This window comes from Parabacteroides sp. FAFU027, from assembly GCF_022808675.1.
Lineage (GTDB): Bacteria > Bacteroidota > Bacteroidia > Bacteroidales > UBA7332 > CAXXIC01.
The window spans coordinates 77568-92164 of the sequence record NZ_JAKZKV010000011.1 but is presented as its reverse complement, the minus strand read 5'-3'; the positions used below and the strand labels follow the sequence as shown (position 1 = coordinate 92164).

At 43.8% G+C, this 14597-nt stretch carries 14 protein-coding genes and 1 other RNA gene; 8 read left to right on the top strand and 7 right to left on the bottom strand.

Annotated elements, in window-relative coordinates; genetic code table 11:
• Positions 1–749: 749 nt before the first annotated feature.
• Positions 750–1379, top strand: coding sequence for a hypothetical protein (locus MLE17_RS15280; RefSeq protein WP_243349583.1), 630 nt, complete (start codon positions 750–752; stop codon positions 1377–1379).
• A gap of 357 nt (positions 1380–1736) precedes the next feature.
• Here MLE17_RS15280 and MLE17_RS15275 read toward each other — a convergent pair whose 3' ends face one another.
• From MLE17_RS15275 to MLE17_RS15245, 7 genes are all read right to left on the bottom strand, one after another.
• On the bottom strand, positions 1737–2864 hold the full coding sequence (locus MLE17_RS15275; protein ID WP_243349582.1) for a metallophosphoesterase: 1128 nt from the start codon (positions 2862–2864) through the stop codon (positions 1737–1739).
• A gap of 428 nt (positions 2865–3292) precedes the next feature.
• On the bottom strand, positions 3293–4144 hold the full coding sequence (locus MLE17_RS15270; protein WP_243349581.1) for a TIGR01459 family HAD-type hydrolase: 852 nt from the start codon (positions 4142–4144) through the stop codon (positions 3293–3295).
• Between the two features lie 123 nt (positions 4145–4267).
• Positions 4268–4984: a gamma-glutamyl-gamma-aminobutyrate hydrolase family protein gene (locus MLE17_RS15265; RefSeq protein WP_243349580.1), complete on the bottom strand. Its 717-nt coding sequence runs from the start codon at positions 4982–4984 to the stop codon at positions 4268–4270.
• A 154-nt stretch (positions 4985–5138) separates the two neighbouring features.
• Positions 5139–6275 carry a pyridoxal phosphate-dependent aminotransferase gene (locus MLE17_RS15260; protein ID WP_243349579.1) on the bottom strand — a complete coding sequence of 379 codons (1137 nt, stop codon included), beginning with the start codon at positions 6273–6275 and terminating at the stop codon, positions 5139–5141.
• A 138-nt stretch (positions 6276–6413) separates the two neighbouring features.
• Positions 6414–7433 (bottom strand): glutamine synthetase beta-grasp domain-containing protein, encoded by a 1020-nt coding sequence (locus tag MLE17_RS15255; protein ID WP_243349578.1) that lies wholly within the window; start codon positions 7431–7433, stop codon positions 6414–6416.
• A gap of 232 nt (positions 7434–7665) precedes the next feature.
• Positions 7666–8550 carry an NAD kinase gene (locus tag MLE17_RS15250; RefSeq protein ID WP_243349577.1) on the bottom strand — a complete coding sequence of 295 codons (885 nt, stop codon included), beginning with the start codon at positions 8548–8550 and terminating at the stop codon, positions 7666–7668.
• Positions 8551–8702: 152 nt separating this feature from the next.
• Entirely contained in the window at positions 8703–9362 is a 660-nt protein-coding gene (locus MLE17_RS15245; RefSeq protein ID WP_243349576.1) for a CBS domain-containing protein, read from the bottom strand.
• A gap of 162 nt (positions 9363–9524) precedes the next feature.
• On the opposite strand from MLE17_RS15245, the gene MLE17_RS15240 reads away from it, so the two are divergent.
• From MLE17_RS15240 to ssrA, 7 genes are all read left to right on the top strand, one after another.
• A complete protein-coding gene (locus MLE17_RS15240; RefSeq protein WP_243349575.1) occupies positions 9525–10238 on the top strand; it encodes a pyridoxine 5'-phosphate synthase in 714 nt (237 codons plus the stop codon).
• Between the two features lie 18 nt (positions 10239–10256).
• Positions 10257–11108, top strand: a complete 852-nt coding sequence (locus tag MLE17_RS15235) for a hypothetical protein (RefSeq protein ID WP_243349574.1) — start codon at positions 10257–10259, stop codon at positions 11106–11108.
• A 66-nt stretch (positions 11109–11174) separates the two neighbouring features.
• The gene (locus MLE17_RS15230) at positions 11175–11723 is read left to right on the top strand and encodes a DJ-1 family glyoxalase III (protein ID WP_243349573.1); all 549 of its coding nucleotides are present in this window, start codon (positions 11175–11177) and stop codon (positions 11721–11723) included.
• 90 nt (positions 11724–11813) lie between these two features.
• Positions 11814–12107, top strand: a complete 294-nt coding sequence (locus tag MLE17_RS15225) for a hypothetical protein (protein WP_243349572.1) — start codon at positions 11814–11816, stop codon at positions 12105–12107.
• 7 nt (positions 12108–12114) lie between these two features.
• Positions 12115–12405, top strand: coding sequence for a cell division protein ZapA (locus tag MLE17_RS15220; RefSeq protein WP_243349571.1), 291 nt, complete (start codon positions 12115–12117; stop codon positions 12403–12405).
• A 103-nt stretch (positions 12406–12508) separates the two neighbouring features.
• Positions 12509–14041 carry a ribonuclease Y gene (rny, locus tag MLE17_RS15215; RefSeq protein WP_243349570.1) on the top strand — a complete coding sequence of 511 codons (1533 nt, stop codon included), beginning with the start codon at positions 12509–12511 and terminating at the stop codon, positions 14039–14041.
• Between the two features lie 114 nt (positions 14042–14155).
• Positions 14156–14553, top strand: a transfer-messenger RNA (tmRNA) gene (gene ssrA / locus MLE17_RS15210).
• Positions 14554–14597: the final 44 nt, after the last annotated feature.

Below are 14597 nucleotides of genomic sequence, written 5' to 3'. Positions count from 1 at the left end.
GAACGGAAGGTTCCTATACTGCCGCTTAAGTGCCGATAATACGGTATTTAAGCGGTTTTTTATGTACCTATTTCAGCGCCGTAGGTGCGACCGATATGGTAGCACCGGGATTTATCCCGATGAAAAAATGAATAAGTCATTTTCATATTAATCCAAATTATAGTCATATCGTTTTGATTTGCGAATGCGAAGTGAATATCAGGGCTGAACATTAGAGCTTTGTGTACAGGCTACTCTGTTACCTTTACTTTTTTGGCGCAAAAAAGTAACAAAAAAACAGAGCCTAAAAAAACTCGCTCGCTCGCCCATAGATTGTTGTATGGTATAGGAGCATTTGTGGATGGGGCTCTCTCACTCGGCAGTTTTTAGGCGGTTTGGTATTTGTGTTTGTCCCTTCGGGTCTGGGATGCGAGCTTTCTACGGATGATATTTATAGCACCGACACGAATAATATAGTCGAAGCAGATATTATATAGCTAGTAGCTTTAAAGGTTTCTGCAGTTTCGCAATCCAAAGTAAATTGACTATAACATTTCAGGTTAATTAAAAATAAATATTTCGGCGGCACATACGCATCCGGACGCAACGGAACGCAAACGTACGCAACCCTCACCGATTTAAAGAAAGTGTGATTTAACACACTATTTTTCAATGATATAGCTTTGTATATTTGCATCAGGCAAACGAAATCCGGCCGGTGAAGTTTGACTAGATTTAATTAATTGTTAATCGCCAAAAACTAAAAGATCATGGCAATATCGCAGAATCCCCTGACGGGGCAAATGAAGAAATCAATGGGTAACTTCTCGACTTACACATTGAACAAACAAAACGTAGTGCGTTCCAAAGCTTTTAACCGCAAGGACGCCAACAGTGAAGCGCAGCAAGTTCACCGGTCCGGTTTCAAACTACTGGTTAATGAATTTCAGTCGTTAGCTACCATCCTTGAAAAAGGATTACTGAACCGTCCGGAAGGGGTATCGGTCTATAACCAGTTTTTTGCACTGAATCTGCCGCGGATCCTTGACTCCACGGGTGATGCTGTAACCCTTCGATTTGAGGATATGACCGTCTCCTCCGGCCCGGTTGGTAAGGTGAGGGATACGGTGGCCACGGTGATACCCGAAGGGTTGTCGGTAACTTTCAATACCGGACTGAAGAATCCGAATGCGTTTAGCACCGATGTGCTGTATGCTTTTCTGAAGACGAAGGATGGGGACGTTGTACTGGAATCGCAACCACGCGGAAGCGAGCAGACGGGTACCATTCTGCTGGATTATCCCGGCATTAAGAAGGAGGATATCGCTTACTGCTATCTGTTTCTGACGAATGCCGATGGGACAAAAGCCTCAGATACTGTCTTTGTTGCGGTGGAGTAGGAGGGCTTCCATGCAGATCCAAAACAAAATACCCGACTATCGGATGGATAGCCGGGTATTTTTGTGTTTAGATATTTGATAGAGGTGCATCACCTAAATAAGTTTGTACTATTCGCCCCCGTTGGGGACGTTGTGTGATGTATCGATTGCCACGGGTTTTACCCGTGGTTATTTAGATTAAGGTCTTTCAGACCTCTTTATTAAAGTCCGCGAAAGCGGGCAAATATCAATAACCGTGGGTGAATCCCACGGTATGGAAGTCGCTATGATTTGCTCGTCCCCGTCGGGGGCGAACCAACAATAAAAGGATAAAATAATTGGGTTAATATTCTTACAGTCGTCTTTATAGATAAACTCTTAATGCCTGATTACCACATTGACAATCTCCGATTGAGTACCGATGCGCAAGGGCGCCGCCCATAGGCCCAGTCCCGAAGAGACATAGAAATGGGTGTGGCCTATCTTACGATAGCCGTGAGCCAGTTCAAACATACGATCGACCAACAGGTTGAAAGGGAAAATCTGCCCCCGGTGGGTATGTCCCGAGATTTGCAGGTCGATTTTGTTTTGTTGTGACTCGGAGAGGTGATAGGGTTGGTGGTCAAGCAGGATGACCGGTAGTTGCCGGTTGACACCCAGCATCAGCTGTTCGATGGACTGGCGGTCGGGATTGGTGCGGTCATCGCGCCCCACTACGACAAAGCGGTTATCGATGGTGGCGGACTGGTCACGCAAGGGGTGAATACCTGAGCGTTTCAGAAATGCCATGGCCTTATCTACTCCCCCGTAATATTCGTGATTGCCCAGCACCGCATAGACGCCGTAGCGGGCCTTTAACTGACTGAGCACTTCGTCCATACGTTGTTCTTCGACAGGGCGGATATTGCGGTCGATAACATCGCCGGCGAGCAGGATAATGTCAGGCTTCTGTGCATTAATTTTCTTGACAAACTTCTCCAGTCGGGAGCGCCGGATGGTATTGCCCAGATGGATATCGCTCGCTGCCACGATGCGAAGCTCTTCACCCGGAAAGCCTTTTTCAGGAATAGATAAAGGAAGATGGACCACTTCGGGCGAATCAAACTTGACATATCCCCACAGGCTAATCATGGCCACAACACCCACTGTTATTCCCAGATAGACCTGTTTGACTAACGGATAGTGTTGATGTAAATAAGCAGGAAAAATACCAAGGAAATGATCTGCCAGCCGGAGCAGGTCGCCCAGCATGGCAGCAGCCACCAGATATACCATCACCATAATCCAGTAAGAGCCGATACTCTCGACCACACTGCTAAATGGAAAAGGGAGTTGCTCCCCACTCATCATTGCGACCAGAAATGAAAGCGAAAAGGTCAGGAAAAGAGTGGTGTAAAGGATACGAAGCACAGGTTGAGCCGGTAGAGCCTGTAAACCGCGGGTATAGAGATAGGAGTTGATGCCCGCGTATATCAGCGTGATGATTAATATAGCTGTCTTTTGCATAATGAATAGTTAGATTGAAATCTGACTGCAAAGTTTAAACTATTCGTAATAAAAATGTCATGCAGATCGATTAATGGGGGAGTGAGATGGTCAAAGTATTGGAATCATCGGGTAAATAAGTACGGAGTATAATTTTATGTCTTATTTATCCCATGCTTCTCCAGGGTTTGTCAATCCGTCAAGCGGCCTGAAGCCGCTGTACGGTGCGCAGCGCTAGCGTTCAGCGGCTTCAGACCGATAGCTATTCGAGACGCTTGACGCGTAATTAATAATTTCCCCATGCATACGACATCAATTCAATCCTATTCCATAATATTGAGTATACATATTATCCAAAACAAAACTACCCGGCTATCAAAGGATGGCCGGGTAGTTTGATATGCAATTTTCCAAAGTTTTAAATTTTGGAAAAGGTGATAAGAGTGCAATCAGGTTGCCACTGACTGGCAAATGTAATTCGGGATAATACCGGTAGCGGAAATCAATACTTCAGCATTCTTGGCCTGTATGTTACCCGAGAGTACCAGGCAGGTATCTATACCGAATTTATTTCCTCCTATAATATCGGTTTTGAGCGTGTCACCCACCATCAGGATATCCCTCTTGGATATACTCATCTGAAGATCGGTAACGGCGTATTCGTAAGCAAAATGGAAGATCTGGGAATCCGGTTTTCCGAAGCGGATAAAGATTTTATCCGACAAAGGCTCCAGCAGGTCGGCAATACCGCCCACGGCAATGGAGACATGGTCTTTGGAAAGAGGATATGTCTCGTCCGAATTGGCAACGATTACGGGCAGACTCTTCTTGCGCAGGATATTGACGGCTTTGGTCAGATCGTAGTTCCAGTCAAACCCTTCGTCATCAAGCAGCACCATGGCAGTGAAGTCCTCCATATTACTCAGATCCACCTCACTGATGGAAAGGGTATTCAGCCCGACAGATTCGATGTAGTGTGCTGAACGTTCCGTTCCCAGATAAACTACCGTACCCGAATTTACCTTATTATCCAGATATTCACGGGCAATCATTCCCGATGAAATTATTTTTTCTACCGTTATTTCAGGAATACCTCTGGAGGCAAATGCTTCAGCGAGCTGGATGGGGCTTCGTGACGCATCGTTTGTAAGTACATAATAGGCGATGCCTTCATCATCGAGAAATTTAATCATGTCTCTTACCCCGGGTAATATGCCCTGATAGTTTCTCAGTACACCGTAAGAATCGAGAAAGATTACTTTGTACTTTTTGGCGACCTCTTTGAATGATTGGATATCCATTTGATCAATAATTAGTTGCAACCGGAAATCAGTTAGCCGTTTCAGATTGCAAAATTACCAATTTCCATTGTATTCTCTTACTTTCTGACTTTAAATGCAGGGTGTTTAGTTACAATTACCGGATTATCGGAGTTTTACGGCATCGGTAAAGGCATCAAACACCTTCTGGTTACCTTCGTATTCAGAGAGCATGCGTTCGGGATGAAATTGAAGTCCCACCAAAAAGGAGTGAGCCGGATTATAGACTCCCTCAATCAATCCATCCTCAGCGTGAGCCATCGGGATTAAGCCTTTTCCCAGTACTTTGATGCCCTGGTGGTGATAAGTGTTCACCATCAGCTCTTTTTGCCCGTACCACTCAAATAAAGGCGTTCCTTCTTCCAATATTACCTTGTGACGGTGACTGTCGTAGTTTTCGTAGTTGATATGCAGGACCGGATTGGGGATCTCGAGGTGTACATCGTTATAAATCTTTCCACCGTGCAGTACATTGATCAGTTGCACACCACGACAGAAGCCCAGTATGGGTTTGTTTGCCGCAAAGGCATGTCTCAGGCAGGTTATCTCGATTTCGTCTTTCAACGGATCGTATTCATCCAGTTTGCTCAGATCATAATTCTCATGATAGTATATAGGGTCAATGTCACCACCTTCCATCATCAACATGCCGTCGTAATCTTTCAGGTATTCGTCCAAAATGCCTTTAGTGGCTTCGGCAATGGGTACAATGATGGGCATGACGCCGCGTTCTGCTAAAAGCTGGAGATATATTTCAGAAAACCAGTCGATGGTTTTGTTTTTGCGGGTCAGTCTGCGGGAGACCATGAGTACTTTTTTCATCAGTATATGTTTTTTCAGGAAAATGAAAATCAAATAGATTAAGAGCCACGAATTAACTTCGTTGATCTTCGATTCACGAATCATTTTGTCAGGCTCTTAATCAGAAACAAATTATCCGAATACTTTTTCAAATATGAAAAAGAGAGATTACTTCTCAAAACGATTTCTTTGAATATTTAGCTGAGATCTCCTGCAGAGCTTTAATCAGGATTTTATCTTTTTTCCTACCCTGTGATGCAGCCCGTATGTGATAGGCATCGAGTCCCACTTTGTTGCTGCAATCACGCACGTAAGCGTGATATTCTTCCAGCAAGATGTGTTGCAATTCGGTGGCTGTCAGTCCGCAATGAGACTTGATGAGCACAAAATTACTGCCTGTAGGATAGACATGAAATCCTTCAATTTTCTTCAGTTCTTGATAGAAATAACGGATGTCGCTGATAACCTTTAATCGGGCTTTATGGTAATCGGCATCGGTTTTTTTCAATTGGGTGAGGAAATATTCCGCAAGGGTATTAATATTCCAGACCGGCAATGATTTGCGTACGCATTTGAGGTATTCCTTGTTGGATGAGCAACAATATCCCAGGCGCAGTCCCGGTATGCCGCAATGCTTGCTCATGCTACGCACCAGCATCAGATTCCGGAATTTATCGATATGCGGTAACAGGCTGGGGATGTTTTCATCGGCAAAGTCGATAAACGATTCGTCCACGATAATCATTTTCAGATGTGACATTTTATCGAGGAACTTCATCATTGCATTCAACGGGATTAATTGTCCTGTTGGATTTCCCGGATTGATAATCAATGCCGAAGTGATTTTATTTTCGTCAATCCAGGCTGCGTAGATGTCGAGATTGAGCTGATAATCCTGTTCGGCAGGAAGTTGAAAAAGTTTGGCACAATCTTTCCGGCGGATTTTCTCGGTGTATTCGCTGAAAGTGGGTACCGGAATAGCAATATCGTCAATCAATTCCTCTACGATAATGGTAATTAACTCCGTAGCGCCATTGCCGATCACCAGGCTGCATGGATCCACGTGGAGCACTGAAGCCAGATTACGTTGCGAAATGATGGAGTTACTTGACGGATAGGATTTAATCAGCATGGGGAGTTCCCGCTGAAGCAGTTTTAATAGTTTCTTGTCGGGATAATAAGGATTGGCTATGAAGCAGAAATCTACAATTTTATCCAGCATCTCTTTTCCCACAATATCTGCCAAAGAAGGAGAATGCGAGGTTTCGTAGAATAAGTGCCGTTTTATTTCGAGTTTCTTTTTCGTAAACATATTTATCGGTGTAATCTATGGTATTATGATACTAAGTTACAAAAAAGAGAGATACAGGCAAATAATCAGCTGACAGGGCACAAAAAAAGCCTCCGAACCCGAAGGCCGAAGGCTTTTAAAGATATCGTTATGTCAGGATTAATATTGTCCTGAAGCTTTTGTAGATTTAACGATGATAGAACCGATTTGGTAAGGACAACCGTTAGAAGCCGGACGACGGTCTTCCAAACGACCTTTCCAACCATCTTCTACAGTACCAACAGGGATACGGATAGAAGCACCACGGTCAGATACACCCCATGAGAAGTCATGGATAGATGCAGTTTCGTGTTTACCAGTCAGACGCTGATCGTTGTAAGCACCGTAAACAGCCATGTGAGCAGGTACGTGTTTACCGAATTCAGCACAGATTGCATCGAATACAGCTTTGTCACCGCAAGTTCTCATTTTACCGTTAGAGAAGTTAGCGTGCATACCTGAACCGTTCCAGTCAGTAGCACCAAGTGGTTTCGGATGCCATTCTACGTAAACGCCGTATTTCTCGCAAGTTCTTTCCAACAAGTAACGAGATACCCAGATTTCGTCACCAGCCAGTTTTGCACCTTTAGAGAAGATTTGGTATTCCCACTGACCAGCAGCAACCTCAGCGTTGATACCTTCGATGTTCAAACCAGCAGCGATACAGATGTCGAAGTGCTCTTCTACGATTTCACGACCGTAAGCGTTGCGTGCACCTACTGAACAGTAGTATGGGCCTTGTGGACGATCAGGGAAACCACCTTTAGGGAAACCAAGAGGCATTCTTGTTTCCATGTCATATAAGAAATATTCCTGCTCGTAACCGAACCAGAAATCGTTGTCATCATCATCGATAGTTGCACGGTGGTTAGTTTCGTGAGGCGTACCGTCTGCATTCAAAACCTCAGTCATAACGATGTAAGCATCTTTACGATCCGGATCCGGGCAAATAAATACCGGTTTCAGCAACAAGTCAGAAGAACCGCCTTGTGCCTGGTTAGTAGAAGAACCGTCGAATGACCACATTGGGCAGTCTTCCAATTTACCACTGAAGTTTTCTTTCACACGAGTCTTGCTTCTCAATTGCTGAGATGGCTCGCTACCATCTAACCAGATGTACTCTAATTTTGATTTGCTCATAATGATTTAACTTAAAAATTATATTAGCTAATATAGAAATCTTCGCTGAAAAATTATGGATGCAAATAAACAAAATAAAAAGCAATTTGTCAACCATACAGGGCAATAAAATAGCAATAAATTAGCAATTATTCCATTTTGGCGCACAATACGCCCTGATTTATGCCTTTTATTTCAACAAATCAGTTGGATTTTCAAGATAAGGCAATGAGGGTAAATGGAGTTATTTTAACTATTTAGACCCGGGATGGATTCTTTTGTCTGCTCCCCACATTAATTTCGTCCGTAAAGTATCGAAATAGGTATGTGACGTCCGTTTTATCACTTTTATCGGATAGTCAGCTTTTCTAATCTGGAATTTACACTCTTCGACTGCGTGAGAGCGACCGTCCAGAGCTATCAGAAAATTACGGTTGCGGCTTTCCACTTCGAGAGTGATCGTCATGTTGTCAGGGATAACCAATGGTCTGACGGTAAGACTGTGAGGTGCAATCGGAGAAATAACCATATTGTTGGCCTGAGGCATCAGTATCGGGCCTCCGACACTCATTGAATAAGCAGTAGAGCCTGTAGGTGTAGCAACAATCAGCCCGTCTGCCTGATAGGTATTGAGGAACTGATTATCCAGCCAGGCATGGATAGTAATCATTGAAGAAGTGTCCTGTTTAAGTACCGCTATTTCATTCAGCGCGTATTTAGACTTGCCGAAACAGCCGTTGCAGATATCTACCACAAGCTGCGATCGCTCTTCAATCTGATAGTTATTATTGAAAATTTCTTCCAAAGCCGATTCAATATCATTTTCCGATACATCAGCCAGAAAACCGAGTCTTCCGGTATTTACTCCAAGGATGGGAATGCCTTTGCGTCCAACACGCTCAGCAGCATTGAGGAACGTACCATCTCCTCCCACGCTGATTGCAATATCAGCCTCGAAATTGTTCTGGTCAACCAGTCCTTTGATTTGGGGGTGAAAGTTTTGATGAGATTCCAGGAACTCGTAGAAGTCCCGACAAACAAATATCTCTGCCTTGTATTGGTTGAGTATCTCGAAAAGTTTAAGAACGGGATGGGCTTTTTCGGTTTGATAAGTATTTCCAAAAATGACAACTTTCATAGGTTGGGAAAAAGAGAGGGAATAAAAGGAGAAAACCTAACAGGTATCAGAAACCTGTCAGGTTTATTGTCCGTATCTTTTACTTTTTAAGCCTTCATAAAAAGGCACCCTCTGTAAATATTCAGGTTTATATCTTAAAAACAAATGGGTGGTTACATGTTGATGTAGTAAAAGAGCTCCTGCAATCGCTTTTGAGCCACTTCATCGACGACACCCTGTGTCATGTACGTTAAAACAAGTTTGTAGTGAAAACGTTCAAGGCTGCGGGCAATTGCATCGGCATCTTCCACATTTACCTTAAAGGCTACGTAAATATTGCCGGAAGGAGAAGGAAAGGAGCTCAGATTGACGATGTGGGCATTGTTGTTTTCCACCAGTCGTGCGATTTCGCTAATCGAATAATCCTGTTCGGAAAGCTCGACAACCAATATGGCGCCCGGTTTGCTTGTACCTAAGACCATAGAAAGCGCTTCCAGAAGTTTGGACTGCGTGATTACACCCAGATATTCGTTGTTTTCACCCACCACAGGGATTAATGACAGATGGTTGGAAGCCATCCGTTCCAATGCTTCCAGCAAATGTCCCGATAGTTTCACTGCAGGGGAGAAGTACCATGCTTTACCCAGTTGGGCATCAAGCGATTCCATACGATAGGCGTCTCTCTCGGATACCAGACAAAGATATTTTCCGTTATCAACAAGAGGAAGATGATTAACCTTGTACTCTTCCATCAACGCCAGAGTAGTCTCTCCCGTGTCGGTTGGACTCAGAAACGGGATTTCTTTTGTCAGTAATTCTTTGGTCAGATTCATCGTAATTGGTACAATTCTATTAATTTTGCATGGTATAAACAGGCGGAAGAAAATCTCATTTTTCTTACTTCCACAAAGTTTAAAAAAAGATTCGGTATTTCTAAATAATTAGAAAGAAAAAATCCGACATTTGTATATTATCCAAGAAAACAGTTCGCCCTGATGACAAAACTGAGTGTAAACATCAACAAAATAGCAACATTAAGAAATTCCCGCGGAGGAAATGTGCCCGATGTCGTAAAGGTAGCCATTGATTGTGAAGCGTTTGGCGCTGACGGAATTACTGTACACCCACGCCCCGATGAGCGTCATATCCGTTATGCGGATGTTCACGCTTTAAGACCGGTTATTAAGACGGAATTCAACATTGAAGGTTACCCCTGCAAAGAATTTGTTGATTTGGTATTGAAGGTGAAGCCTGCGCAGGTGACCCTGGTACCGGATGCTCCGGATCAGATTACCTCCAATCACGGTTGGGATACCGAGAAAAACTATGATTTTCTGGTGGAAGTGATTGATCGTTTCAAATCAGCTGGAATCCGTACATCCATTTTTGTGGATCCGGATGTGAATATGGTGGAACATGCCGCTAAAATCGGAACTGACCGTATCGAACTTTATACCGAGCCCTATGCAACGATGTATCCTAAAAACAAGGATGAAGCGATTGCACCTTTTGTAGAGGCTGCAAAAATGGCACGAAAGCTGGGTTTAGGCCTGAATGCCGGTCACGATTTGAGCCTTGAAAACCTGAACTGGTTTTACAAAAATATCCCCTGGACAGAAGAGGTCTCAATTGGTCATGCATTGATTGCTGATGCACTATATCTGGGTCTGAAGACTACTATTCAGAAATACAAAGAGTGTTTGCGTTAATCTCTCGCTGATTTACGTATGGAAGAAAAACAAACAAGGTTATACGGAGCTTTAGGTTCCATGTTTCTGCACCTGGTCATCTTTGCCCTGATGTGGTGTTTTGGTCTATCTCATATTATTCAACCCAAAGAAAATGAGGGGATTGAGGTGATGCTGGGAAATGTAGAGCAGGCAAGTGGCAGATTTGCACCCGGCGAAATAAAACCTCAGGCGCAGGAAGCGGTGGATGTTTCATCACCACGTCCGGCAATAAAAGCGCAATCTGCTCCCGTATTGACCCAAAATAACGAAGAGTCAACTGAAATGCTTGAGCAAAAGAAAAAGCAGCAAGAGCAACGTCAGATGGATTTACTCAAACAGCAGGAGGAAAATCGTCTTCGTGAACAGGAAAGGGCACGCCAGGCCGAACTACAACGCCAGCAAGCTGTTAAGCAGCAAAAGATTAATGAGATTAATAAGAAGATGAGCGGTGCTTTTGGTAGCGGAGGTAATGCCGGTAGCAGCGGGACAGCAGCGTCAGGTAAAGGTTTCATGGGAAGCCCTAACGGAAATTCAACCAAAGGTGCGGTGTCCGGAATCGGAGGGAACGGTTCTTCTGTTTCTTATTCGTTATCAGGGAGAAGTGTAAGCGGGGTTTTGTCACGTCCCAGTTATAGCGAACAGGTAGAAGGTAAGATTGAGGTTGAAATCGTTGTTACCCCTGAAGGAAAAGTTATTTCAGCCGATATTGATATAGCCCATTCTTCAATTGCCAGCTCTTCCATGCGTCAGGCGGCAAGACGGGCGGCATTGCAGACTCACTTCAATAATATTGATTCCAATGAAAATCAGATGGGTACGATTACTTACGTTTATCGCCTAACCCGCTGATTAATCCTTTTATATAAATAAATCCCCGTTTGGGGTGGACTATCAACCTTAATAAATCAATGCACAATGAAAAAATGCTATGTTTTTCTGGCAGAAGGATTTGAAGAAACTGAAGCTATTACTATTATTGATGTTTTGCGACGAGGTCAGCTAATCGTTGATATTGTTTCCATCACAGGCAAGAAAGAGGTGACAGGTGCACACGGAATCAAGGTTTTAGCCGAAAAACTTTTTGAAGATACCTCATACGAGGATGGATCAATGCTGATCTTACCCGGTGGAATGCCCGGTTCCAATAACCTGAATAGTCACTCGGGCCTGAAAAAACTTATCCAGTCTTATGATGAGTCAGGTAAATATCTGGGGGCCATTTGTGCTGCACCGCTGGTATTTGGAGGATTAGGGCTGTTGAAAGGTAAGGAAGCCATCTGTTATCCCGGATTTGAGGATAAACTGGTTGGTGCAACTATATCAGATAAAAATACGGTCTTTGCCGGCAAGGTAATTACTTCCAAAGGAATTATCAGTGCTGTCGAATTCGGACTCGCCATTGTAAAAGAGTTACAAGGGGGTGAGATTTGCCGAAATGTAGCTGATGGATTATTGGTGGAGTAGTTAAAATAGAACGATAATTTTAAATTCGTTCTTTAAATCTTTTTGTATTACAATCATTTGTCTATTTTTGTGTGTTGAATCCGGATCAGAATGACTGATGAACAAAAAAAACTGCTGAATAATTTCGAAGCCCGGGTAAGGCAACTCATGCTTCTCTGCGAATCGTTGAGAGAAGAAAACGCCTTGCTCAAGCGCACTGTTGCGCAAAAGGACGAGGAGTTTCTGGTGGTAGAAAGTTCATACAAAGAGCTTCTTTCCAGATATGACAACCTGAAGCTGGCACAAGGTATCGCCATGAGCGAGGAAGAACGCAGAAATGCAAAGGCCAGATATACCAAATTAGTGCGGGAAATCGATAAATGCATCGCATTACTAAACGAATAAGATGCATATGGACGATAAAATGACCATCAAACTGAATCTGGCGGGTAAGGAGTACCCTCTGCGCATAGAGCGTGAAGAGGAGCAAAATATGAGACTCGCCGCGAAACTCCTGGAGAGCAAACTGTCGCAATACCAGGGGCATTTTGATGATAATAAATTGGATGTGAAAGACTTTCTTTCTTTTGTTGCCCTCCAGTTTGCGTATGAATACGTGAAACTGAACGAAGATAAAAGTATTGAACCTCTACTTGAGAAAATCCAGGATCTAAATACAGACCTGGAATCTTTCCTGAGATAAGTAGATTTTATAACCGAGATATTGTACCTGCACTACATTTTGGGTAATTCTTTACCTGAAGTGATAGTGCTTTTTTTATAACAATTAAATACCTAATACTCAAATGCTTGAATTATTGATAGGAATTGCATGCTTAATCGTGGGTGGTGTCGCTACCTGGATTAGCACGAAATTTATCTTCAAGACACGCTTCGAGGGGATTCTGGAAGAAGCCAGAAAAGAAGCAGAAGTGATCAAGAAGAATAAATTGCTTGAAGTAAAGGAGAAGTTCATCAATCTGAAAGCCGATCTGGAAAAACAGGTTACGGCACGTAACGCTAAAATTCAGTCTGTTGAAAGTAAACTGAAACAGCGTGAAACACAGATTAATCAGAAACAGGATGAATTGCAAAAGAAAACTTCAGAAGCTGAAACACTGAAGGAATCGCTTGAGAATCAACTGGCTGTTGTTGACAAGAAACAGCAGGAAGTCGATAAAATGTACCGCGAAGAGATTGAACGTCTGGAGTCTATCTCTGGTCTTTCGGCTGAAGAGGCGAAAGATAAACTGGTTGAATCTTTGAAGGAAGAAGCTAAAACAGCTGCCGCTTCGTACATCAATGAAATCATGGATGAAGCTAAAATGACTGCTAACAAAGAGGCTAAACGTATTGTAATCCAATCGATTCAACGCGTAGCCACTGAAACGGCCATTGAAAATGCGGTTACTGTATTCCACATTGAATCAGATGAAATCAAAGGCCGTATCATCGGTCGTGAAGGACGTAATATCCGTGCCCTGGAGGCTGCTACCGGTGTGGAAATCATCGTGGATGATACTCCGGAAGCAATTGTGCTTTCAGGTTTTGACCCGGTTCGCCGTGAGATTGCGCGTCTGGCACTTCACCAACTGGTAACAGACGGACGTATCCACCCGGCCCGTATCGAAGAGGTGGTAGCAAAAGTACGCAAACAGGTGGAAGAGGAGATTATCGAAACCGGTAAACGTACGACTATTGACCTGGGTATCCACGGATTACACCCTGAATTGATCCGTATGGTAGGTAAAATGAAATACCGTTCTTCTTACGGTCAGAACTTGCTGCAACACTCCCGCGAGACTGCTAACCTGTGTGCGATCATGGCTGCTGAATTAGGCCTGAATGTGAAGAAAGCGAAACGTGCCGGTCTTTTACATGATATAGGTAAAGTACCTGATGACGAACCGGAATTGCCACACGCATTGCTCGGTATGAAGCTGGCTGAGAAATACAAAGAGAAACCGGATATCTGCAACGCGATTGGTGCTCACCACGATGAAGTGGAGATGACCAGCTTGCTGGCTCCGATTGTACAGGTTTGTGATGCTATCTCAGGTGCTCGTCCTGGTGCTCGACGTGAGATCGTAGAAGCCTATATCAAGCGTCTGAATGATCTTGAGCAACTGGCTCTTTCTTATCCGGGTGTATTGAAAACCTACGCTATCCAGGCAGGACGCGAATTGCGCGTAATCGTGGGTGCGGATAAGATTGACGATAAAGAAACAGAAAGCTTGTCAAACGAAATCGCTAAACGTATCCAGGATGAAATGACCTATCCGGGTCAGGTGAAGATCACCGTAATCCGTGAAACACGTGCGGTAAGCTTCGCGAAATAAGTTCAAGCATTATAAGTTTTAGGTTTTAAGTGATAAGCGAAGCGTTTTATGCTTACCTTTGTATAAGGAAAGAAGTAAACGTACAACTTACTACTTAGAACCTAAAATGTAAATGGGGCTGTCTGGATTTGACAGCGGGTAGAAGAGGTGTGTAAGCATGCAGAGCGTGGATGGCTGGCTCTATAATCCCGGACATCAAAAATTTAACTGGCGAAAATAACGTAGCTCTCGCTGCATAATCGAATCATAGTAGATTAAGCTTAATCCCGGCACCAGGTGCCAGGACGTGACATCACCCGGACGCTGTGGCTCCGAAGCAATCCGAACCGGTGGTGCAGAAAAATCGGAACTAGCTGAAAGCTCTCCCCGGGCTGATGCGAAATTTAAGGGGATAAGGTTCGGGTTGGTGGCTTCGGTCTTGCCCGTTCACGAAAATGAAGGCGAAGATAAGCATGTAGAAAGCATATTGCTTCCTCGTTTGGACCGGGGTTCGACTCCCCGCAGCTCCACACAGAAAGAGCGGAATTCATCAGAGTTCCGCTCTTTTTCGTAAACC